Genomic DNA, 22,239 nt, shown 5'->3' on the forward strand with positions numbered 1-22,239 from the left:
TCACAAGCACCCACACGAATTGCTTGATTCAACTTGTTAAAGAGCAGTTGGCTGCGACCCGAGCCGCTAACCGAGGCGCGCATTCTACGCCAGCCTCACATCCTGTCAAGCGTTGATTTGAACTTTTCGTTTCAACTCAACCACTTGCGCCACCCTGACCGGCCTAGCCAATCTCGGCAGCGGGAGGCGAATCCTACAGCATCCCAAGACGCTGTCAACCCCTCCCCTTCACTGCGCCATCACCCGAAGGCGTTGACCCAACCGCGAGGACTCCGTGGAGCACTCGCCCGACCCAGACCTAAGTGCTTGATTTTCAAGCCGCTTCAGCGTCTGCGCCGGAAGTGGGGCGCATTATAGGGGAGTTTCGGAACAGGTCAACAGGTTATTTCAACTTTATTGCGGAGCGTGGGCGCGAATGAGCTGCGCCATCTCTGCAACCGCCTGCTTGAAGCCGACGAAGACGGCATGGGCCACGATGGCATGGCCGATGTTCAGCTCGTTGATACCAGGCAGCGCGGCTATGGCCTGGACATTGTGGTAATGCAGGCCATGGCCGGCATTGACCACCAGCCCGAGGCCGGCCGCGAATTCCACGGCCTTGGCCAGGCGTTGCAACTCGTGGGCTTGCTCTTCCGGGCTCTCGGCTTCCGCGTAGCGACCGGTATGGAGCTCGATCACTGGAGCGCCACTGTCCTTGGCAGCCTGAATCTGTTGCAGATCCGCATCTATAAAGAGAGAGACTTCGGAATCGGGCAGCGCGGCAACGGCGCCGCGAATGCGCTCGACCTGAGCGAGCACGTCGAGCCCGCCTTCGGTGGTCAGCTCTTCCCGACGTTCGGGCACCAGGCAAACGTGCTGCGGGCGGATCTCCCGGGCGAAGGCCAGCATTTCCGCCGTCAGGGCCACCTCGAGGTTCATGCGGGTCTGCAGGAGTTCGCGCAGCAATCGCACATCGCGCTCCTGGATGTGCCGACGATCCTCGCGCAGGTGCAGGGTGATACCGTCCGCGCCTGCTTCCTCGGCATCCAGCGCGGCCTTGACTGGATCAGGGTAGCGCGTCCCCCGGGCCTGGCGCAGGGTGGCGACATGATCGATGTTGACGCCCAACAGAACACGACGAAGCTCATTCATGGCTGGATTCACTTGGTTTGGCGAACAATTCGCGACTCATCAGGGGCTTGCTGCCCAGGTGTGGTGCCAGGGCCTGACGCATCAGGCGCTTGGCCGCGCGGACTACGGTGGGATCGTCCCACTCACCCCGTTCGAGTGCCAGGATTTCCGCGCCAGCGAGACAGCCGGGGCGAACCTCGTCAACCGGATCGAAGCCCTGGTCCGGCAGGAAGCGGTACAACCGCTGCGCCTCGATGGGCTGACCACTCAGGGCGTGGCTGAGGGAGAAGCCGTACCCGAGCAGATCGAGCAGTCGCCACTCGAAGGTACGCAATAAAGGCTCGACCGGACGCCCTTGGGCCAAGGCCGCCAGGGTCAGACCGTATAGGTCGAACAGCGCGGGATAAGGATCTTCGGCCGGCAGCAGTCGGACTAGAAGCTCGTTGAGATAGAAGCCGCTGAATAATGCTTGCCCTTGAAGCAGGTGGGGCGGGGACAGGGCAGCCACCCTTTGCAGGTTCTTCAGTTCCCCTCGCCCGCCGATCTGGGCTTCGAGGGGAACGAAGGGTCTGGCCAGGCTTCCGGAACGGGAGCGGGCCGCGCGTAGAACCGTGCGGACCCGGCCGAAGGCGCCGAACACCTCGACCAGGGCACTGCTTTCGCGATAGGGACGTGAATGCAGGACGAACAGCGGTTCGGACGCCTGCGTCATCGCTAGAGGTCGGAATAGCCCAGGGAGCGCAGGGCGCGCTCGTCATCGGACCAGCCACCCTTGACCTTCACCCAGAGGTTGAGCATGACCTTGGCGTCAAACAGGGTTTCCATGTCCTGGCGGGCTTCCTGGCCGATCCGCTTGATGCGCTCACCCTTCTCACCGATGAGGATCTTCTTCTGGCCGTCGCGCTCGACGAGGATCAGGCCGTGGATATGCAGCACGCCGTTCTCGTACTTGAATTCCTCGATCTCGACGGCGACCTGGTAGGGCAGTTCGGCACCCAGTTGACGCATGATCTTTTCGCGGATCAGTTCCGCGGCGAGGAAGCGACTGGATCTGTCGGTGATCTGGTCTTCGGGGAAGAAGTGCTCGCCTTCTGGCAGGCGTTCAGCGACCAGCTCTTCGAGCGCCTCGAGGTTGTGGCCGTGTTGGGCGGAGATCGGAATGAGCGTGGCTTCCGGCAATTGCTCCTGCAGCCATTGCAGGTGCGGCAGCATGTCGGCCTTGTCTTCGAGGCGGTCCATCTTGTTGACGGCGAGCAGCACCGGGCACTTCACGAAGCGTACCCGCTCCAGCACCATCTGGTCTTCGTCGGTCCAGCGGGTGCGATCGACCACGAAGACCACGACGTCCACATCGCGCAGGGCGGTGACGGCGGTCTTGTTCATGAAGCGGTTGAGCGCCTTCTGGTTTTCCTTGTGCAGGCCGGGGGTATCGACATAGATGGTCTGCACCTCGCCCTCGGTCTTGATGCCGAGCATGTTGTGTCTCGTGGTCTGCGGCTTGCGCGAGGTGATGGCGAGCTTCTGCCCCAGGATATGGTTGAGCAGCGTGGACTTGCCGACGTTGGGGCGGCCGACGATGGCTACGTAGCCACAGCGCGATGTATTCAGCTCATCATTCATGACCATTCTCCACGCCCAGGGCGATCAAGGCCGCCGAGGCAGCTATCTGTTCGGCGATACGGCGACTGGCGCCCTGCCCCGTCGTCTTCTCGCTGAGCATCGCGATTTCGCATTCGACGAAGAACACCCGGCAATGGGGCTCGCCTTCGATGGCGACCACTTCGTAGCGCGGCAGCTCGCAGGCGCGTGCCTGCAGGAATTCTTGCAGGCGCGTCTTGGGATCCTTGTTGGTATCGACCGGCGTCAGCTCGCGCAGTTGCGGGCCCAGCCAGGCCATGACCCGCTCCTTGGCCGCATCCATGCCGGCGTCGAGGTAGATGCCGCCGATCAGGGCTTCCATGGCGTCGGCGAGGATGGATTCACGGCGGAAGCCACCGCTCTTGAGTTCACCGGAGCCCAGGCGCAGGTAATCGCCCAGTTCGAAGCTGCGGGCCAGCAATGCCAGGGTCTCGCCTTTCACCAGCTTGGCCCGCAGGCGGGACAACTGGCCTTCGCGGGCCTGGGGAAAGTGCTCGTAGAGGGCTTCGCCGATGATGAAGTTGAGGATGGCATCACCGAGGAATTCCAGGCGCTCGTTGTTGCGACCGGCGAAACTGCGATGGGTAAGGGCGAGCAGCATCAGGTCCGGGTCCTGGAAGGTATAACCCAGCCGACGCTCGAGGCGATCTAGAGATAAAGTCACGGGAGATTTATACGGAAATCACGGTTGAAACGAACGACCAGATCGATGTTGCGAATCAGGTGTTCACGTTCTTCGTAGTCGAGGTGGACCAGCAGACGGTTGCCGTCGACCTCGACGCGCATGGCCTTCTGCAGATCGAGATCGCGGATGTCGTTCACCTGCATACCCTTCCCCACATAGCTGTAGACGTCGGACACGCTGCGAATCTGCTGGTCGTGGTTGTCGCCAATGGATTCGATGACCTTGCTCAGGGCATTGTAGTCCATGTAATGAGGGATGAGCTTGAAGGCGGTACTGGCGAGGAAGGCGATGATGCAGAGCGCCAGGAGGCCGCCGAGGAACGACAGACCCTGCTGACGAGACGGACGACCGGGCGCACTGCGATTGATCATCGAATGATACCTACGCGGGACAGGGTGGGCATGCTCTGCAGCTTGGGTTCCGGCCAGCTCAGCCAGACGGCGAAGGCCTTGCCGACGATATTGCGGTCGGGAACCATGCCGAGCAAGTCGCGCGGGATGTTGGGGTCATCCCAGTAGCGACTGTCATTGGAGTTGTCGCGGTTGTCGCCCATCATGAAGTAGTGGCCGGCGGGGACCTTCCACTCGTGATCGGGCTCCATGCGATAGCGGGTCATCTCTTCGCGGATCAGGTGCTCGGCCTTGCCGAGCTGCTCCCTGAACAGCTTGACGCTGCCCAGCGAGCCCGGCTCGTCGCCCACCAGTTGTTCGCTGACGCGCTGGCCGTTGATGTACAGCTGCTTGTCGCTGGTGTAGCGGATGGTATCGCCCGGCACGCCGACGACGCGCTTGATGTAGTTGACGCTGGGATCGCTGGGATAGCGGAACACCATGACGTCACCGCGCTGGGGGTCGCCGACGGGAATGACCTTGAGGTCGATCACCGGCAGGCGGATACCGTAGGCGAATTTGTTCACCAGGATGAAGTCACCCACTTCCAGGGTCGGCTTCATGGATCCCGAGGGAATCTGGAAGGGCTCCACCAGGAAGGATCTGAGGATCAGCACGATGGCCAGGACCGGGAAGAAGGACTTGCCGTACTCGACCAGCGCCGGCTCCTTGTTCAGCTGTTCCAGCACGACCGGGTCCGGCTCGCTGACCTGCTGGCCGTAGGTCTGGATCGCCTTGCGCCGGCGCGGCGCCAGGACCAGCAGATCGATGAGCGCCAGCGCCCCACAGACGGCGACGGCAATTACCAGCAGCAGAGGGAAGTTCAGAGACATGGGCTTCAGCTATCCACCTTGAGCACGGCCAGGAAGGCCTCCTGAGGAATCTCGACGCTACCGACCTGTTTCATGCGCTTCTTACCCGCCTTCTGCTTTTCCAGCAGCTTGCGCTTACGGGAGACGTCACCGCCATAGCACTTGGCCAGGACGTTCTTGCGCAACGCCTTGACCGTGGTCCGGGCGACGATCTGACCGCCGATGGCCGCCTGGATCGCCACGTCGAACATCTGCCGCGGGATCAGCTCCTTCATCTTCTCGGTCAGGGCGCGCCCCTTGTAGTGCGCCTTGTCGCGATGGACGATAAGAGCCAGGGCGTCGACCTTCTCGCCGTTGATGAGGACGTCTAGCTTGACCAAGCTGGCGGCTTCGAAGCGATCGAAGCTGTAGTCCAGCGAGGCGTAGCCGCGACTGACCGACTTCAGGCGGTCGAAGAAATCCAGGACCACTTCGTTCATCGGCAGGTCGTAGCTGACCTGCACCTGGCTGCTGAGGAACTGCATGTCGCGCTGGACGCCACGCTTCTCGATGCACAGGGTGATGACGTTGCCCAGATGCTCCTGGGGCACCAGGATGTTGGCGCGCACGATGGGCTCGCGCATCTCGGCGACGGAAGCCAGGTCGGGCAACTTGGAGGGGTTGTCGACATAGATGATGCTGCCATCCTTGAGCACCACCTCGAAGACCACAGTCGGCGCCGTGGTGATGAGGTCGAGATCGTACTCCCGCTCCAGGCGCTCCTGGATGATCTCCATGTGCAGCATGCCGAGGAAGCCGATGCGGAAACCGAAGCCGAGGGCCTCTGAGCTTTCCGGCTCGTATTGCAGGGCGGCGTCGTTGAGGGTCAGCTTCTGCAGGGCCTCGCGGAAATCCTCGAAGTCATCGGAGCTGACCGGGAACAGACCGGCATAGACCTGCGGCTTGACCCGCTGGAAGCCCGGCAGCATGGCGACGTCCGGGGTGGCGCTGAGGGTCAGGGTGTCACCGACCGGGGCACCGAGGATTTCCTTGATGCCGGCGATGATGAAGCCCACCTCGCCCGCCTTGAGGTCGACCGTTTCGGTGTGCTTGGGCGAGAAGACGCCGACGCTGTCGACCTGGTGGACCTTGCCGGTGGACTTGACCAGGATCTTGTCGCCCTTCCTGACCCGACCGTGTTTGACGCGCACCAGAGAGACGACGCCCAGGTAGTTGTCGAACCAGGAGTCGATGATCAGCGCCTGCAAGGGGGCGTCGATCTCGCCCTCGGGCGGCGGGATGACCTTGACCAGTTGCTCGAGCACCTCGGGCACGCCCATGCCGCTCTTGGCGCTGCAGGGCACGGCGTCGGTGGCGTCGATGCCGATGATGTGTTCGATCTCGGCCTTGACCTTCTCCGGCTCGGCCTGGGGCAGGTCCATCTTGTTCAGCACCGGCATGACCTCGAGGCCCTGCTCGATGGCGGTGTAGCAGTTGGCGACCGACTGGGCTTCCACGCCCTGCCCGGCGTCCACGACCAGCAAGGCGCCTTCGCAGGCGGCCAGGGAGCGGCTGACTTCGTAGGTGAAGTCGACGTGGCCGGGGGTGTCGATGAAGTTGAGCTGGTAGGTCTTACCATCCTGGGCCTTGTAGTACAGCGTGACGCTGTGGGCTTTGATGGTGATGCCGCGCTCGCGCTCCAGATCCATGGAATCCAGAACCTGGGCCTCCATTTCCCGGTCGCTCAAACCACCACAGATCTGGATGAAGCGATCCGCAAGGGTCGACTTGCCGTGATCGATGTGGGCGATGATGGAGAAATTGCGGATATGGCTCAGATCACTCACGAATCAGCACTCGAATAGCCAGCAGCGGAACATCCGCCGGGAAAATAGCGGGGGAGTTTACCTGAATGCGGCAAACAAGGGGACTTACGCCGTTCGAGCGGACAAAAAGAAGGGGCAGTCGCCTGCCCCTTCCCGGGTGACGCCTGCCGTTACTTGCTGGGCAGCTTAAAGGTGATGAAGCTGGCGCGCCCGTCGCGTACCACGCGCATCGAGATGGGGCGGCTGGCCGGCAGCGCCGAGGTGATCTTCTCGAAGGCGCTGGCCGATTCGATGGGCTGGTTGTTCAGGTGGGTGATGACGTCGCCCGGGCGCAGACCGATGGCCGCGGCGGGGCCGTCGCCACTGAGCTTGTTGATCACCACGCCACCCTGGATATCGAGCGTCTTCTTCTGCTCGGCGGTCAGGTTGGCCACGGCGATGCCCAGGCGATTGCTCGCCCGATCGGAGCCACGCTCGCCACCGGAGGCCAGGTCGTCGTCCTTGGGCATGTCGCCCACGGTGACGCTGATGGTCTGCCGCTTGCCTTCCCGGATGATTTCCATGTCGGCCTTGGCACCTGGCTTGAGATTGCCGATCAGGTGCGGCAGGTCGGCGGATTCCTCGATCTTCTGGCCATTGACCGAAAGGATGACGTCGCCCACCTTGATGCCGCTCTTGGCGGCCGGGCCGTCGTCCAGGGTCTGGGCCACCAGGGCGCCGGCCGGACGGTCGAGACCGAAGGACTCGGCGAGATCCTTGTCGACTTCCTGGATGACCACGCCCAGCCAGCCACGGCTGACCTTGCCATCGGCGCGCAGCTGGTTGGCCACGTTCATGGCGACGTCGATCGGGATGGCGAAGGACAGGCCCATGAAGCCACCCGAGCGGGTGAAGATCTGCGAGTTGATCCCCACGACCTCCCCCTTCAGGTTGAACAGCGGACCGCCGGAGTTGCCCGGATTGATGGCGACGTCGGTCTGAATGAAGGGGACGTAGCTTTCGTTAGGCAGGCTACGGCCCTTGGCGCTGACGATACCGGCCGTCACCGAGTGGTCGAAACCGAAGGGCGAGCCGATGGCCAGCACCCATTCACCCACCTTCAACTGGTCGGAATTGCCCAGCTTGAGGGTGGGCAAGTCCTTTGCTTCGATCTTGAGCAGGGCGACGTCGGTGCGCGGATCGGCACCGATCAGCTTGGCGGTGTGGTCGCTGCGATCGGACAGGCGCACGATGATCTCGTCGGCGTCGGCGACCACGTGGTTGTTGGTCAGGATGTAGCCATCGGGGGAGATGATGAAGCCGGAACCCAGCGATTGGGCCTGTTCCTGCTTGCCGCGCGGAGTGCGCGGCATCTGCGGAATGCTGCGCTCGAAGAATTCACGGATGCCGGGCGGCAGGCCATCCAGATCGGGCATGCCCATGGCCGCCGGCCCGCGGCCTTCGGGAATCTTCTGGCGGGTACTGATGTTGACCACGGCCGGAGAGGCGGCCTCGACCAGGCTGGTGAAGTCCGGCAAGTCGGCCCGAGCCATGGCCGCCATTCCCATCAGCCAAAGCCCCATCAGGGCAGCCGTGTAATGCTTGAAATTGCGCATGCGCGTGCAGCTCCACTCTATCCAATGACTTGAACGCATCGTTGGCGACTGACGTTTCACCCCAGTGGGGCGAGCATAGTCAATGACGACTGGCAGCAGAAATATCATGCCCTTGCTGAACGATAGCTTTCGAAGCATTTTCCCAGGTCAGAAAAAGACACCAGGCATAAAAAACGGCGACCGGACAGGGTCCGGTCGCCGTTTCGAGGCGAAGCCAGCGGATCAACGCTGGGCAGGGGTTTCCTGCTGATCGCCAGCGGCAGGCTGGTCGGCCTTGCTGTTGGCGTTCGCCTTGGTGCTTTCTTCGCTAAAGCTGGCCAGCACGGCCGGGCTACGGGCGGGCTGCGGCACGCTCAGTTGGCTCGGGGTCTGTTGGGCCAGGCCCTGGGTGGAAACGTCGGACTGGTTATACATCCGCACACCCGCCAGCACGGCGAAGGTGACGGAGGCAGCGACCGCAACGCGGCCAATACCCGACCAGCCCGACCAGCGACGGCTGGCGACCGGCGCGGCAGCAGGGGCTGCCGGTGCAGCGGCCACCTCGTCGCGCTCCAGGGTGCTGGTGACACCACGGGCAATGTCCAGATTAGGCATCATCGGCTCGCCACGAATGACGGCACTGACCATGGCGTAGCGCGACCAGGTGGCGCGCAGTTCCGGGTCCTTGCTGACCTCGGCGAGTACACGCCGGGTTTCGAATTCGTCCGCTTCGTTATCCATAACAGCGGACAGGGATTCCAGCAGGGCTTCACGACTCATACGTATTACCTCTCTAAAAGCTGTCGCCGCTGTCTATGCATCACGCAGCAGGGGCTGCAGTGCTTTGTCTATCGCTTCCCGCGCTCGGAAAATCCGAGACCGGACCGTTCCCACTGGACACTGCATGACATTCGCAATGTCCTCGTAGCTGAGGCCTTCGAACTCACGAAGGGTCAGCGCCGTGCGCAGATCTTCCGGGAGCTGCTGGATGGTACGGTGCACGGTGGCCTCGATTTCATCCCGTAGAAGAGACCGCTCCGGGGACTCGATATCCTTTAGAGCGTGGTCGCCTTCATAAAATTCCGCATCTTCGGCGCTGACGTCGCTGTCCGGTGGACGACGACCCCGGGCAACCAGATGATTCTTCGCCGTATTGATGGCGATGCGATAGAGCCATGTGTAGAAAGCACTGTCGCCGCGGAAGTTCCCGAGTGCCCGATAGGCTTTGATGAAAGCCTCCTGAGCGACGTCCTGGGCTTCCTGGGTGTCATGCACGAATCGCACGATCAGACCGAGAATCTTGTGCTGGTACTTGAGCACCAGCAGATCGAAGGCACGCTTGTCACCACGTTGCACACGCTCGACGAGCTGTTGGTCCTGCTCCTGCGTCGGCAGAGCTGGCTTGCTGTCCTTGGCTTGCAGTTCGGTATCGTCCTTGCTTTCACTCTCGAGGCGCGCTGCTAGACTGGGCTGTTGCACGAAAGTTCTCCCCTCCACAGCAGTTGATGAGCGAGCATTCAATGGCTGCTGATCGCTCCTGGGTATTGCTGATTAGCTTTGGCAGACGTCCCACCTTTCGTCCAGGCATTCCAGCCACACGGATGGGCAATTATCTGTACATAGACCCGGCTCGGTACCGATGAGTTCCCTGAACGCGCCCGGCGGGTGGCTATGCCGTCGGCCACCTTGTTCCTATACTCGCCGATCCGGCGAGAAGGAAACGACATGGCGCGTCACCTGGAATTCGATGTTCTGGTAATCGGCAGTGGCGCGGCAGGCCTCACGCTCGCCCTCAATCTTCCGGCGACGCTCTCGGTCGCGGTGCTGAGCAAGGGCGAGCTGGCCCACGGTTCGACCTACTGGGCCCAGGGCGGCGTCGCCGCCGTGTTGGACGAGGGCGACACCGTCGAGGCGCACGTGCAGGATACCCTAATCGCGGGTGCCGGGCTGTGCGACGAGGACGCCGTGCGTTTCACCGTCGAGCACAGCCGCGAGGCCATGCAGTGGCTGATCGACCAAGGCGTGCCCTTCACCCGCGAACCGGCCGAGGGCAAGGGCGGCCTGGGCTTTCACCTGACCCGCGAGGGGGGGCACAGCCATCGGCGGATCATCCATGCCGCGGACGCCACCGGCATGGCGATCTTCGACACCTTGCTGCGCACCGCCGAAGGCCGGCCCAACATCCAGCTGCTGAGCCAGCGGGTGGCGGTGGACCTGATCACCACCGAGAAGCTCGGTCGACCGGGCCAGCGCTGCCTCGGCGCCTATGTGCTGGATCGGACCAGCGGTGCGGTGGACACCTTGCACGCCCGCTTCACCGTGCTGGCCACGGGCGGCGCCAGCAAGGCGTACCTCTATAGCACCAACCAGGACAGCGCCAGCGGCGACGGCATCGCCATGGCCTGGCGCGCCGGTTGCTCGGTGGCCAACCTGGAATTCAACCAGTTCCACCCGACCTGTCTCTATCATCCCCATGCGCGCAGCTTCCTGATCACCGAGGCCTTGCGCGGGGAAGGCGCCGTGCTGCGGTTGCCGGATGGCGAGCGCTTCATGCCGCGCTTCGACGAGCGTGCCGACCTGGCGCCGCGGGACGTGGTGGCACGCGCCATCGACCACGAGATGAAGCGCCTGGGCGTCGACTGCGTGTTTCTCGATATCAGCCACAAGCCGGCGGACTTCATCCAGGAACACTTCCCTACCGTCCATCGCCGCTGTCTGGAGCTGGGCATCGACATCACCCGCGACCCCATCCCGGTGGTGCCGGCGGCGCACTACACCTGTGGCGGCGTGCGGGTCGATGCGCACGGGCGTACGGAGCTCGCCGGCCTCTATGCCATCGGTGAGACCAGTTGCACCGGCCTGCACGGCGCCAATCGCATGGCCAGCAACTCGTTGCTGGAGTGCTTCGTCTATGCCCGCTCGGCGGCGCTGGACATCCAGGCGCAGCAGACGCAGGTGGCGATGCCGCGCGAGCTCCCGGACTGGGACGCCAGCCAGGTGACGGATTCCGACGAGGACGTGGTGATCGCCCACAACTGGGACGAGTTGCGGCGCTTCATGTGGGATTACGTCGGCATCGTACGGACCACCAAGCGCCTGCTCCGCGCTCGGCATCGCATCCGCCTGCTGATGGACGAGATCGACGAGTTCTACAGCAACTATAGAGTCAGCCGCGACCTGATCGAATTGCGCAACCTGGCGCAGGTGGCGGAGCTGATCATCGAGAGCGCCCTCGCCCGCAAGGAAAGCCGCGGCCTGCACTTCACCCTGGATCATCCACAGACCGATAGCTATGCCCGGGACACTATCCTGGCACCGCGAAGCGGCGAGGCGCGAAGCGAAGCCTGACCCGCAGGCGGCGGTGGGCAGCGGCGGACAGGCTGTCCCGGGCGAGGCACAGGCTGCGGGTACGACGCTCACCGGGAAATCGATAGCGCAGGACGATGAGCAACGGCAGCGCCAGGCTGTCCGGTCGCAACTGGACGGCCTGCCAGCCAGCGGCTGGGCACCAGAGTTGCCACCCTTCGGCATCGTGGCGCAGGCGGCGAGGTACCCGGGGATGCTGCTGGAGTTGCCGATAGCGCACGCGATGCGCCGACCAGAGCACGAGCAGCGTCAGCAGTATCTTGAGCGTCCAGGGGATGGCGGCGAGCCAGAGGCCGGCGACGCCAGCGAGCGTTATCGCGGCATGCAGCCGCAGGAGCGTCGGCGAGGCGCTCCAGCTGCATTCGAAGGGTTCAAGCCGGCTGGACACGGTCCAGGATCATGCGAACGATGATCTTCAGGTCGGCGTCTTCGGGTTCGCCACGCTGCATGAACCAGTGGAACATGTCCTGATCCTCGCATTCGAGCAGCTTGCGATAGCGGGCGCGATCCTCTTCGCCGAGCGAGGAGTAGACCTCCTGGACGAAGGGCACCAGCAGCACATCCAGTTCGAGCATGCCGCGACGGCTATGCCAGTACAATCTGTTGAGTTCGGTAGCTTCGGTACTCATGGGGACTCCTGCGACAATCGGCGCAGTATAAGCCCGAAGCGCGTCGCCGCGCAGTGCGCCTGACATTCCCCCCGGCGGAGCCTATGATGGGCGGCTTCACACGACAGGGAGCCTCCGCCGCAATGGCCGACTCGCCGTATTTCTGCCGCTTGACCCACGAAGGCGTCCTGGCCATCCGCGGGGTTGATGCGACCAAGTTCCTGCAGGGGCAGTTGACCTGCAACCTCAATTACCTCAGTGACGACCAGGCCGGCCTGGGCGGCCGCTGCACGCCCAAGGGGCGGTTGGTCTCCAGCTTCCGCATCGTCAGGCAGCCCGACGGCTATCTGCTGGCCATGGCGCAGGAACTGATCGAGCCGCAACTGACGGACCTGAAGAAGTACGCGGTGTTCTCCAAGTCGGTCCTGGCCGACGAGAGCGCCCAGTGGCAACGTCTGGGGCTCGACGCCACCGGCTTCGCCGCCACCTGGCCCGAGGCGGTCCTGGGCGCAACGGCCAACAGCGTCGCACCGGTGACCGGCGGCTTCGCCATCCGCCTGGAGGATGGTCGGGTGGAGGCCTGGCTGGGAGCGAATGCCACGCTGCCGACGCTGCCTGAGGTCGGCCTCGACGTCTGGCTGCTGGCGCAGGTGCGCGCCGGGGTGGGCCAGGTATTCGGGGCCACCCGCGAGCTGTTCGTGCCGCAGATGATCAACTTGCAGGCCCTGGATGGCGTGAGCTTCCGCAAAGGCTGCTACACCGGCCAGGAAATCGTCGCCCGCATGCAGTACCTGGGCAAGCTCAAGCGGCGCCTCTATCGCCTGGCCAGCAGCGATGCCCCCCCGGTCGTGGGTACGGAGTTGTTCTCGCCGGTGCACGGCAGCAGCGTCGGCGAGGTGGTACTGGCCGCCCCCGCCGCGGACGGCTGCGAGTTCCTGGCGGTACTCCAGGCAGATGCCGTGGAAGACGGACGTATTACCGTTGGCAGCTCGGACGGGCCAAACTGCCGTTTACTCGATTTGCCCTACTCACTCGATAGCGATCGTGAAATAAAGCGCTGAAAGGTTGGGATCGCCTTCCGCGCCACTCCATACAGGTACGTCATGACTCCTCTTGCTGAAAAAGTTGTCCAGGACCTTCTGCACGCGATCGATACCGACCGCGTGGTATTGCCCACGCTTCCCGAGGTGGCGCTGAAGGTGAGGGAGGCGGCCGAAGACCCCAACGTGGGCGTCGCCGAGCTGAGCCGGGTGATCGCCATGGACGCCGCCCTGACCGCGCGCCTGATCAAGGTGGTCAACAGCCCGCTGCTGCGTACCAGCAAGGAAATCACCGACCTGCAGATGGCCGTGGGCCGGCTGGGCATCAACTACACGGCCAACCTGGCCACGGGCCTGGCGATGCAGCAGATGTTCCAGGCCACCAGCGATGCCGTGGATCGCAAGATGCGCGAGGTCTGGAGCCAGGGCACCGAGATCGCCGCCATCAGCCATGCGCTGTGCAAGAAGTACACGCGCCTGATGGCCGATCGCGCCCTGCTGGCTGGCCTGGTGCACCAGATCGGCGTGCTGCCGATCCTGACCTACGCCGAGGAAGAGGAAGGCCTGTTGGCCAATGCCATCACCCTGGACCAGGTCACGGCGCTGATCCATCCGCAGATCGGCGAACGCATTCTCAAGGTCTGGGACTTTCCGGCCGACATCGCCTGCGTACCCCGTGAGTACTTGGCACTGCAGCGCCAGCCGGCGGCGGCCGACTATGCCGACATCGTGCAGGTCGCCACTCAGCTGCAGTCCGCCCGCCAGGGGCAGACGGTGGAGCTGCTGGCGCTGCCGGCGGCCAAGCGCCTCGGCCTGCACAACCAGCCCAACCTGGAGCAGGATCCGACCTTCTGGGACGCCGTGGAGCAGTCACGCACCCTGCTCGGCTGATCAACCTTCTTCCGCGGGAAACTCCACCCGCACCCGCAAGCCACCGAGGGCGCCGTCCAGCAACTGGATGCGCGCCCGATGGGCCGCGCAGATCTCGCCGACGATGGCGAGACCCAGCCCGGCGCCTCCGGACTGGGGGTCCAGCCGCTGGAAGCGTTCGAAGACCTTGGCCCGGGCATTGGCCGGGATGCCGGGACCGTCGTCTTCCACCTCCAAAACCGCCGGCGCCAGCACCCGCAGCACGATGTTGCCGCCCGGCTGGCTATGGGCCAGGGCATTCTCCACCAGGTTGCAGAGCAATTCGTTGAGCAGCGTGGGCTCGCCGATCACCGTACCCTTGGCGAAGGGTTCGAAGGCCAGGGCGACGCCCTTGGCATGGGCCAGGGGCGCCAGCGCCATGGCCAGCTCCCGCGCCAGCTCGCTGAGTTCCAGGCGCTCGGCGCCGCCTTCGGCGACGGCCTGGGCACCGCTTTCGATACGGGCCAGGGACAGTAGCTGATTGGCCAGGCGGGCCAGGCGATCGGTACTGGCCCGGGTCTCTTCCAGGGTGGCGTACCAGGCCTGGGGCTCGCGTTCCCGCAGACCCAATTCGACGCGGGCCTTGATCGCCGCTAGCGGGGTACGCAATTCATGGGCCGCATTGGCGATGAAGTCGGCCTGGCGTTCGAAGAGGCGGCGCAATCTCAGGGTGAAACCTTCCAGGGCATGCACCAGCGGCAGCAGCTCCTGGGGCGCGCGCACTTCGGGCAGCGGCCGCAGGTCGTCCACGCCCCGCTCCTCCACCGCCTGGCGCAAGCGTTCCAGGGGACGCAGGGCAGCCCCGACCGCCATCCACACCAGCAGGATGGCGCCCAGCCCCATCAGGCCCAGGCGAATCAGGGTGTCGGTGAGCAGGCTGCGGGCCACTTCCTCGCGCGCTTCGGCGGTCTCGGCGACGCGAATCTCGGCCATGCCGACCAGGTCTGGCTGGCTGACCGGCTGGGCCAGGCTGACCACCCGTACGTCCTTGCCGCGATAGGTGCCGTTGTAGAAGCGTGCCAGGGCGGGATAGTCGCGGGTCAGGGGGGCATCCGCCGGTGGCGGGGGGATTTCCTCGTAGCCGGATATCAGGCGGCCGCGGGTGTCCAGCACCTGGTAGAAGATGCGGCCGACGTTGTCGTAGGCGAAGTTGTCCAGGGCAATGTAGGGCACGTCGGCGCGCAAGGTGCCGTTGCTGGCCGACAGGCCCGCGGCAATGGTGCGGGCCGAGGCCAGCAGGGTGCGGTCATAGGCGACGTCGGCCAGTCGCCGGCCGTTGAGATAGGCGGCCAGGCTGCTGATCGCCAGGATCACCGCCAGCAGCACCACCAGCCGCAGCAGCAGTCGGCCACGCAGACTGCCGGCCGCCTTCGCCACCTCAGCCATGCTGTTCTTCCAGCAGATAACCCAGGCCGCGGAAGGTGACGATACGCACGGCGCCGGCCTCCAGCTTCTTGCGCAGGCGATGCACGTAGATCTCGATGGCCTCGGGACTGGCCTCTTCATCCAGACCGAAAACCTGGGCCGCCAGTTGCTCCTTGCTCATGACCCGGCCGGGCCGGGCGATGAGCGCCGCGAGCACGGCATGTTCCCGGGAGGTGAGCGGCAAGGCCTCCTCGCCCAGGGTGAAGCGCGAGGTATTCAGATCGTAGACCAGCGGTCCGCAGCGTTGCTGATGATCGCCGCCCAGCACGCTGCGGCGCAGCAGCGCCTTGACACGGGCTTCCAGCTCGGTGAGTTCGAAGGGCTTGGCCAGGTAGTCGTCGGCGCCCAGGTTGAGGCCCTGGACGCGATCCTTCACCTCGCCGCGGGCGGTGAGCATCAGCACCGGCAGGCGATCACCGCGCTCGCGCAAGCGAGCCAGCACCTCGAAGCCATCCAGGCGCGGCAGGCCGACATCGAGGATGGCCAGGGCGTAGCTTTCGCTCTGCAGCGCCAGGTCCGCGGCGACGCCGTCGGTGAGCAGGTCGACGTTGAGCCCGGCGCTCTTGAGTGCCTGGGCGACGCTTTCGGCCAGGGGCGGATGATCTTCGACCAGAAGGATGCGCACGGTTAAAGCTCCCGCCCAAGAGGTTGAAAAGTCGGAGTTTACCGGGATAAGCGCCGGCTGACTTCCCGCCCTGGCGGGACAATCGACGCCCTTCAGGGCTGAAAGGCTGTTGAAAGTTTGGCGGTCTAGAGTGAAAGGTAGCGGTCCCAGAACCGCATGATGCTTGCCCAAGCGCCACCCCTGGTTGGCCAACAACAATAACAAGCGGAACGACATCCATGCTCGCCCTCGTGCAGCTTTCCGTGCTCCCGTATCTCCTCCGCGAACGATCGCCGCCCTGGCGAGCCTGAGCCGTGTCCGCCTGTCAGCTTCTGAAATAACAACAAAAGGAAGACGTCGATGAGCACCACCTTGCGCAACCTCACCCTGACCCTGGCCGCCTCGCTGTTGTTGTCCACCCAGGCCATGGCCGAACCCAAGCGTCCCGAATGCATCGCCCCGGCCTCTCCGGGCGGCGGTTTCGACCTGACCTGCAAGCTGGCCCAGAGTGGCCTGGTGGAAGCCAAGCTGCTGGACAGGCCCATGCGGGTGACCTACATGCCCGGCGGCGTGGGCGCGGTGGCCTATAACACTGTAGTGGCCCAGCGGCCGGCCGATGGCGATACCATCGTTGCCTTCTCCAGCGGTTCGCTGCTGAACCTGGCCCAGGGCAAGTTCGGTCGCTTCGACGAGAAAGCCGTGCGCTGGTTGGCGGCGGTGGGGGCCAGCTACGGTGCCATCGCGGTCAAGGCCGATTCACCCTACAAGACCCTAGGTGACCTGGTCGAGGCGTTGAAGAAGGACCCCAGCAAGGTAGTCATCGGCTCCGGCGGCACCGTGGGCAGCCAGGACTGGATGCAGACGGCGCTGATCGCCAAGGCGGCCGGCATCAATCCCAAGGACCTGCGCTACGTGGCCTTGGAAGGTGGCGGCGAGATCGCCACCGCACTGCTGGGCGGCCACATCCAGGTCGGCAGCACCGATATCTCCGACTCCATGCCCCACGTCGAGGCTGGCAACATGCGCCTCCTGGCGGTCTTCGCCGAGCAGCGTTTCGACGAACCGGCGATGAAGGACATCCCTACCGCCCGCGAGCAGGGCTACGACATCGTCTGGCCGGTGGTCCGCGGCTTCTACGTCGGCCCGAAGGTGACCGACGAGCAGTACAACTGGTGGAAAGCCAGCTTCGACAAGCTGCTGGCATCCGAGGACTTCGCCAAGCTGCGTGATCAGCGCGAGCTCTTCCCCTTCGCCATGACCGGTGCCGAACTGGATGCCTACGTGCAGAAGGAAGTCGCGCGCTACCGCAGCATGGCCAAGGAATTCGGCCTGATCCAGTAACGAGCCCCCGCCCCTGGCGCCCCTCCGGGCGCCTTCGAGGATGTCGACATGATCTTCCAACGCGCCTTCATGGCGGTCTGGCTGGTGGCCGGGCTCGTCATGCTGTTCATCGCCCGGGATTACCAGGCGCCTTTCTCCTACGAGCCGGTCGGTCCGCGGGCCTATCCGATGCTGATGTTCGGGCTGATGAGCCTGGGCCTGGCCTATCTGATCATCCGTCCCACGCCGATCGGCGATGGCGAGGACCAGAAGCCGCTGGACGCTTCCTCGCTGCGCAAGGTGGTGGCCTGCTGCGTCATCCTGCTGGGCTACGCCCTGACCTTCCAGCCGCTGGGCTTTCCGCTGAGCGCCTTCATCACCGCCACCCTCTGCGGCCTGCTCTACGGCGGCCGCCTGGCGCCCTGCGCGCTGGTCAGCCTGCTGCTCTCGGTAAGCCTCTATGTGCTGTTCGATCGGGTGATGGAAGTCCCCCTACCCCTTGGCGTGCTGGAATTCCTGGAGGGCTGACATGGATACCCTGAACTTCCTGATGCAGGGCTTTGGCGTCGCCCTGACGCCGACCAACCTGATCGTGGCGCTGATCGGCACCTTGATCGGTACCGTGGTAGGCCTGCTGCCGGGTCTCGGCCCGATCAATGGGATCGCCCTCTTGATCCCGGTGGCCTTCGCCCTGGGCCTGCCGCCGGAGACCTCGCTGATCCTGCTGGCGGCGGTCTACCTGGGCTGCGAATACGGTGGCCGGATCTCTTCGATCCTGCTGAACATACCCGGCGAAGCCGCAACCATGATGACCTGCCTGGATGGCTATCCACTGGCCCGCCAGGGACTAGCCGGCGTGGCCCTGTCGCTGTCGGCCTGGAGTTCCTTCATCGGCGCCTTCATCGCCACCTGCGGCATGGTGCTGTTCTCGCCGCTGCTGGCGAAATGGGCCATCGCCTTCGGTCCGGCGGAATACTTCGCGCTGATGGCCCTGGCCATCCTCAGTCTCTCCGGCATGGCCGCCGAGAAGCCGGTCAAGACCCTGGTCGCCGCGCTCTTCGGCCTGGCCATCGCCTCGGTGGGCATCGATGCCAACAGCGGCGTCTATCGTTTCACCTTCGACAACGTGCACCTGGCCGACGGCATCGACTTCGTGATCCTGGTGCTGGGTCTGTTCTCGGTGAGCGAGTTGCTCCTGCTGCTGGAGCAGACACATCATGGCCAGGTCGCGGTCAAGGCCACCGGGCGCATGCTGTTCAACGTGCGCGAGGCGCGCAGCGTGTTCATGGTCAACCTGCGCAGTTCGGTGAGCGGCTTCATCATCGGCGTTCTACCAGGTGCCGGCGCGACCCTGGCCAGTGCCCTGGCCTACACCACCGAGAAACGCCTGGCCGGTACCGATGGCAAGTTCGGCAAGGGTGACCTGCGCGGCCTGGCGGCGCCGGAAACCGCTATCGGTGCGGCAGTGTGCGGCAACATGATCCCCATGCTGACCCTGGGCATCCCCGGCTCGGGTACCACCGCGGTGATGATCGGCGCCCTGACGCTCTACAACATCACTCCCGGCCCGCTGCTGTTCCAGAACGAGCCGAATCTGGTGTGGGGGCTGATCGCCTCGCTGTTCATCGCCAACGTGATGCTGCTGATCCTCAACGTGCCCATGGTGAAGATGTTCACCAAGATACTCGAGGTGCCGAACTGGTCGCTGGCCCCGGCCATCGCCATCATCACTGGCATCGGCGTCTACGCGGTGCATGCCACCACCTTCGACCTGGTGCTGATGGTCTGCGTGGGTATCTTCGGCTACATCATGCGCAAGCTGGACTTCCCGCTGTCGCCGCTGCTGCTGGGCTTCATCCTCGGCGAGCTGATGGAGACCAGCCTGAGACGCGCGCTGTCGATCTCCAATGGAGAGGTGGGCATCCTCTGGCAGAGCGGCATCAGCCAGGCCATCTGGATCGTCTGCATCCTGATGGTGGCCCTGCCCTTCTATCGTGCCTGGCGCAAGCGTCGCGCACCCAAGCCCGCGACCGTCTGAGGTCGGTGACACCAGCGCCCGCGGCCGGAGTCCTTCCGCCCGCGGGCTTTTTCATTCAGGAAGGTCTGAAGCTCTTCTTCGGGTAGATGTCATAGCGGCTGGACTTGCCCTCCAGCACGTAGCCCGGTTTCACGCCCTCGATGGCCGGCGCCTTGCGCGGGCGCTTGACCACCACCCGGTGGCTGGCGCGGGCCAAAGCCGCGGCCAGCAGCGCCGGGGCGTCCAGGTCGTCGCCCACCAGCGGCCGGAACAGGCGCATTTCCTTCTTCACCAGGGCGCTCTTGTCGCGGTGCGGGAACATGGGGTCCAGGTAGATCACCTCCGGCGCCTCACCCTCTTCGCCCTGCAGATAGGCGGTGGAGTCGGCCTGCACCAGGGTCATCAAAGCGACGATACTGGCCGCCTCGGGATCGCGGGCGGCGCGGGCCAGGCCGTCTTCGAGCAGGGCGGCGATCAAGGGCTGACGCTCCACCAGGGTGACCGGGCAGCCCAAGGTCGCGAGCACGAAACCGTCACGACCGAGGCCGGCGGTGGCGTCGAGGATGCGCGGACGCACGCCCGGACCGACGCCGACGGCCTTGGCGATCATCTGGCCGGCACCGCCGCCGAACTTGCGCCGGTGGGCAGCGGCACCTTCGGCAAAATCCACCCGCACCGGACCCGGCGCATCGGGACCCCGCTGAACCAGTTGCAGTCCTTGGACGCCGAGCTGCAGCGCGAAGTCCTCGTCGGTAGCCGTGCCCAGGGACAGCCCCAGGCGTGTCGCCCAGGCGGCCGCGGCGTCGGTGAAGGCAGGTTCCAGGGCTTCGACGATGAGCGAGGGACTGGGCATGGACAGGGGCGACTCGATGGCGGGAAGACCGGCCATTCTACCGGCAGACGCGAAAGCCACCCATGTCGACGTGGAAATGATCGCGGTGGGCGGCGTTGTAGTCCGGCCCCAGGGTGGTGTTGAAGGAGCGACAGGCGCCGTCACGTACCTGGCGCAAAAAGCGCTGCGCCTGGGGATCGCCGTTCCAGTCGCGCGCTACCGTGATCCGGCGACCATCGGCCAGGCGCAGGCCGGCGATATCGAGTGCGTTGGCGCTGGCATGCTGGCTGCGCCGCCCGCTGGCCCTCCCGTAGACGTTGCGGCAGGCGAAGCTGCCGTAGTGCTCCACCTGGGCTACCCGCTGCCCATAGACGGCCTCGGCCGCCGGCTGCAGCGCCTGCCGCTCGAACAGCGCGAAGCTCACCGCCAGCGGGCAACTGGCGATGAAACTACCGCTCAGCCGTACCCCTTCGCCCTGTTGGACGCGCACCGCGCGCTCCAGCGGGCAGTCGGCGGAACCAGGGTTGCCACGGAGTTCGCGATAGTTGAGCGCCGAGGTGGCCAGGGAGGCCGCGCAGTAGTCGGCATCGGCCTGCAGGCGCCAGAGCTTGAGCCGGGTGACCAGGTTGGTCGGTGCCTGGATGTCCAGGGGCGCCCAGGGGTTGTAGGCCGGCGGAATGCGTAGCCAGCCCTGGTCGAAGGCAGTATGCAGGCCGCCATAGAGCAGGATGACGAAACCGAGCAGGTGTCTGGCTTTCATGGAGCGACGGCAGGATTCGCGGGGACGATAGGTTTGAGACCGGAACGGCCTTTGGGAATGCCGGGAAAAACGTCGCCAAACGTATCGGGGCCGTTGGCCCTTACAGGAGGCCGAGTTGCTCGGTATCGGCCGTACGCAGGGTGGGCAACTCCGGCAGGCCGGGCAGCCGCTCGCGCAACTGGGCGTGGAATCTCAAGGCCAGTTCAGGTGCCTGGCGGTTGTCCGGCGTGTGCAGAAAGACGAAAGGCTGCTTGCCCGCCTCGATCCAGTCGGCGACGCGGCTGACCCACTTGGCCAGGTAGTAGTCGTTGGCGGCCAGCTCCAGGCGACCGATGAAGCGCACCTGGGGCTGGGCGCTGAAGGCCAGGGCCCGGGCCGGCACGCGTGGCTTCTTGGACTGTGCCAGGCGCACCGCCGGATCGCTCGGATCGGCGCTGAACAGCGCGGCGGAATCCAGGCCGATGCGCTCGACGCCCAGGTCCAGGAGCAATCGATTGAGGGCCCGCTCGGCGTCGCCCTTGTCGAAGAAGGCCAGGTGACGGACCTCTACCGCCAGGGTACGCCGCGGCGCCAGGGCGTCGAGGAACACCTTGAGTTCGTTCAACCGCTCCGGGCCGAAGCGACGAGGCAGCTGCAACCAGAGCGGACTGGCGCGCTCGCCCAGCGGCTCCAGCAGGTCGATGAAGGTACGGGCGCTGGAGAGTTGCACCCGCAGATCGTCGGCGTGGCTGATGTCCTGCGGAAATTTGGCGCAGAAACGAAAACCCGCCGGCATCACCTCGGCCCAATGGCGGATCTTGTCCGCCGATGGCCAGGCATAGAGGGTGGTGTTGCCTTCCACGGCATTGAACACCTGGGTGTAGCGCGGCAGGAAGTCAGCGGGACGCAGGCCGTGGTAGAGGCTCTCGCGCCAGGCGTTGTCGTTCCAGGAGGGACAGCCGAGAAAATACGGCAGCATCAGGCGTAGAGATCGAGACCCACGACGCTGGACGAGCCCTCGGGCTCCGCGCCGAAGGTGGCGGTACTGCCGTAGCTGGCCAGGGCCTGCTGGGCACGAGCCGTGAGGTTGCTGGCGAAGCGGCCTTCCCGCTCGCTGAGCACCAGGCCATTGGTGCCGGCATCGCCACTGTCGGTGGCGACAGCCGCCTCCACCCGACGTACCGGGGCGACATTCGACTGGGCAGTGCCGGCGTTTTCCCTGGCGATGGCGTTCTGGCGGGCGTCCTCGTCCCTCGCCACTTCGCGTACGGGGGTGACCGCGCGGGAGGAGCGATTCAGGGGATAGGCTGAGGAGGAATAGCCGCTGTCGATGCGCATGGCAGGTCCTGAACGGATGACGCTACTC

At 64.8% G+C, this 22,239-nt stretch carries 24 protein-coding genes; 6 read left to right on the forward strand and 18 right to left on the reverse strand.

Going from position 1 to position 22,239, the window contains the following annotated elements:
• Positions 1-393 precede the first annotated feature (393 nt).
• The 10 genes from pdxJ to rpoE all read right to left on the reverse strand — a co-directional run bounded on the left by pdxJ (position 394) and on the right by rpoE (position 9,408).
• Positions 394-1,131, reverse strand: a complete 738-nt coding sequence (gene pdxJ, locus AR540_RS00275) for a pyridoxine 5'-phosphate synthase (RefSeq protein WP_059225862.1) — start codon at positions 1,129-1,131, stop codon at positions 394-396.
• Positions 1,124-1,822: a DNA repair protein RecO gene (gene recO, locus AR540_RS00280; RefSeq protein ID WP_059225863.1), complete on the reverse strand. Its 699-nt coding sequence runs from the start codon at positions 1,820-1,822 to the stop codon at positions 1,124-1,126. The genes pdxJ and recO overlap by 8 nt, the downstream gene beginning before the upstream one ends.
• A 2-nt stretch (positions 1,823-1,824) precedes the next feature.
• On the reverse strand, positions 1,825-2,730 hold the full coding sequence (gene era / locus AR540_RS00285) for a GTPase Era (protein WP_059225864.1): 906 nt from the start codon (positions 2,728-2,730) through the stop codon (positions 1,825-1,827).
• Positions 2,723-3,412 (reverse strand): ribonuclease III, encoded by a 690-nt coding sequence (gene rnc / locus AR540_RS00290; protein WP_059225865.1) that lies wholly within the window; start codon positions 3,410-3,412, stop codon positions 2,723-2,725. Before rnc ends, era begins: the two co-directional genes overlap by 8 nt.
• Positions 3,409-3,804 carry a DUF4845 domain-containing protein gene (locus AR540_RS00295; protein ID WP_059225866.1) on the reverse strand — a complete coding sequence of 132 codons (396 nt, stop codon included), beginning with the start codon at positions 3,802-3,804 and terminating at the stop codon, positions 3,409-3,411. The genes rnc and AR540_RS00295 overlap by 4 nt, the downstream gene beginning before the upstream one ends.
• Positions 3,801-4,655, reverse strand: coding sequence for a signal peptidase I (gene lepB / locus AR540_RS00300; RefSeq protein ID WP_059225867.1), 855 nt, complete (start codon positions 4,653-4,655; stop codon positions 3,801-3,803). The genes AR540_RS00295 and lepB overlap by 4 nt, the downstream gene beginning before the upstream one ends.
• A gap of 5 nt (positions 4,656-4,660) precedes the next feature.
• Complete coding sequence (lepA, locus tag AR540_RS00305) at positions 4,661-6,460, reverse strand: translation elongation factor 4 (RefSeq protein WP_059225868.1); 1,800 nt, start codon at positions 6,458-6,460, stop codon at positions 4,661-4,663.
• A 149-nt stretch (positions 6,461-6,609) separates the two neighbouring features.
• Positions 6,610-8,034 (reverse strand): DegQ family serine endoprotease, encoded by a 1,425-nt coding sequence (locus AR540_RS00310; RefSeq protein ID WP_059225869.1) that lies wholly within the window; start codon positions 8,032-8,034, stop codon positions 6,610-6,612.
• A 222-nt stretch (positions 8,035-8,256) separates the two neighbouring features.
• The gene (locus AR540_RS00315; protein WP_059225870.1) at positions 8,257-8,793 is read right to left on the reverse strand and encodes a sigma-E factor negative regulatory protein; all 537 of its coding nucleotides are present in this window, start codon (positions 8,791-8,793) and stop codon (positions 8,257-8,259) included.
• Between the two features lie 33 nt (positions 8,794-8,826).
• Entirely contained in the window at positions 8,827-9,408 is a 582-nt protein-coding gene (gene rpoE / locus AR540_RS00320) for an RNA polymerase sigma factor RpoE (protein WP_026083736.1), read from the reverse strand.
• Between the two features lie 330 nt (positions 9,409-9,738).
• Here rpoE and nadB point away from each other — a divergent pair, with 330 nt between their 5' ends.
• The gene (nadB, locus tag AR540_RS00325; protein WP_059225871.1) at positions 9,739-11,361 is read left to right on the forward strand and encodes an L-aspartate oxidase; all 1,623 of its coding nucleotides are present in this window, start codon (positions 9,739-9,741) and stop codon (positions 11,359-11,361) included.
• On the opposite strand, the gene AR540_RS00330 is transcribed toward nadB, so the two are convergent.
• Together AR540_RS00330 and AR540_RS00335 are read right to left on the reverse strand one after the other, a co-directional pair.
• Positions 11,318-11,767, reverse strand: coding sequence for a protein YgfX (locus AR540_RS00330; protein WP_059225872.1), 450 nt, complete (start codon positions 11,765-11,767; stop codon positions 11,318-11,320). The genes nadB and AR540_RS00330 overlap by 44 nt on opposite strands.
• Complete coding sequence (locus AR540_RS00335) at positions 11,751-12,008, reverse strand: FAD assembly factor SdhE (RefSeq protein ID WP_059225873.1); 258 nt, start codon at positions 12,006-12,008, stop codon at positions 11,751-11,753. The genes AR540_RS00330 and AR540_RS00335 overlap by 17 nt, the downstream gene beginning before the upstream one ends.
• A gap of 122 nt (positions 12,009-12,130) precedes the next feature.
• Here AR540_RS00335 and ygfZ point away from each other — a divergent pair, with 122 nt between their 5' ends.
• Both ygfZ and AR540_RS00345 read left to right on the forward strand, forming a co-directional pair.
• A complete protein-coding gene (ygfZ, locus tag AR540_RS00340; RefSeq protein WP_059225874.1) occupies positions 12,131-13,048 on the forward strand; it encodes a CAF17-like 4Fe-4S cluster assembly/insertion protein YgfZ in 918 nt (305 codons plus the stop codon).
• Between the two features lie 42 nt (positions 13,049-13,090).
• Positions 13,091-13,918: an HDOD domain-containing protein gene (locus AR540_RS00345; protein WP_059225875.1), complete on the forward strand. Its 828-nt coding sequence runs from the start codon at positions 13,091-13,093 to the stop codon at positions 13,916-13,918.
• Here the strand turns inward: AR540_RS00345 and AR540_RS00350 are convergent, their stop codons facing one another.
• Both AR540_RS00350 and AR540_RS00355 read right to left on the reverse strand, forming a co-directional pair.
• Positions 13,919-15,322, reverse strand: coding sequence for a sensor histidine kinase (locus tag AR540_RS00350; RefSeq protein WP_059225876.1), 1,404 nt, complete (start codon positions 15,320-15,322; stop codon positions 13,919-13,921).
• Positions 15,315-15,986: a response regulator gene (locus AR540_RS00355; protein ID WP_059225877.1), complete on the reverse strand. Its 672-nt coding sequence runs from the start codon at positions 15,984-15,986 to the stop codon at positions 15,315-15,317. The genes AR540_RS00350 and AR540_RS00355 overlap by 8 nt, the downstream gene beginning before the upstream one ends.
• A gap of 339 nt (positions 15,987-16,325) precedes the next feature.
• Between AR540_RS00355 and AR540_RS00360 the strand changes: the two genes are divergently transcribed.
• From AR540_RS00360 to AR540_RS00370, 3 genes are read left to right on the forward strand one after another with little or no spacing between them, the layout of a single operon-like run.
• Positions 16,326-17,306: a Bug family tripartite tricarboxylate transporter substrate binding protein gene (locus tag AR540_RS00360; protein ID WP_059225878.1), complete on the forward strand. Its 981-nt coding sequence runs from the start codon at positions 16,326-16,328 to the stop codon at positions 17,304-17,306.
• Between the two features lie 48 nt (positions 17,307-17,354).
• Positions 17,355-17,813 (forward strand): tripartite tricarboxylate transporter TctB family protein, encoded by a 459-nt coding sequence (locus AR540_RS00365; protein ID WP_059225879.1) that lies wholly within the window; start codon positions 17,355-17,357, stop codon positions 17,811-17,813.
• A gap of 1 nt (position 17,814) precedes the next feature.
• Complete coding sequence (locus AR540_RS00370) at positions 17,815-19,323, forward strand: tripartite tricarboxylate transporter permease (protein ID WP_059225880.1); 1,509 nt, start codon at positions 17,815-17,817, stop codon at positions 19,321-19,323.
• Positions 19,324-19,378: 55 nt separating this feature from the next.
• Here AR540_RS00370 and AR540_RS00375 read toward each other — a convergent pair whose 3' ends face one another.
• The 4 genes from AR540_RS00375 to AR540_RS00390 all read right to left on the reverse strand — a co-directional run bounded on the left by AR540_RS00375 (position 19,379) and on the right by AR540_RS00390 (position 22,211).
• A complete protein-coding gene (locus tag AR540_RS00375) occupies positions 19,379-20,191 on the reverse strand; it encodes a class I SAM-dependent methyltransferase (protein ID WP_236711980.1) in 813 nt (270 codons plus the stop codon).
• A gap of 1 nt (position 20,192) precedes the next feature.
• Positions 20,193-20,894, reverse strand: a complete 702-nt coding sequence (locus AR540_RS00380; protein ID WP_059225881.1) for an extensin-like domain-containing protein — start codon at positions 20,892-20,894, stop codon at positions 20,193-20,195.
• 100 nt (positions 20,895-20,994) lie between these two features.
• Entirely contained in the window at positions 20,995-21,852 is an 858-nt protein-coding gene (locus AR540_RS00385; RefSeq protein WP_059225882.1) for a DUF72 domain-containing protein, read from the reverse strand.
• A complete protein-coding gene (locus tag AR540_RS00390; protein WP_059225883.1) occupies positions 21,852-22,211 on the reverse strand; it encodes a hypothetical protein in 360 nt (119 codons plus the stop codon). Before AR540_RS00390 ends, AR540_RS00385 begins: the two co-directional genes overlap by 1 nt.
• Positions 22,212-22,239: the final 28 nt, after the last annotated feature.

The sequence above is a fragment of the Pseudomonas sp. EpS/L25 genome, assembly GCF_001512295.1.
Lineage (GTDB): Bacteria > Pseudomonadota > Gammaproteobacteria > Pseudomonadales > Pseudomonadaceae > Chryseomonas.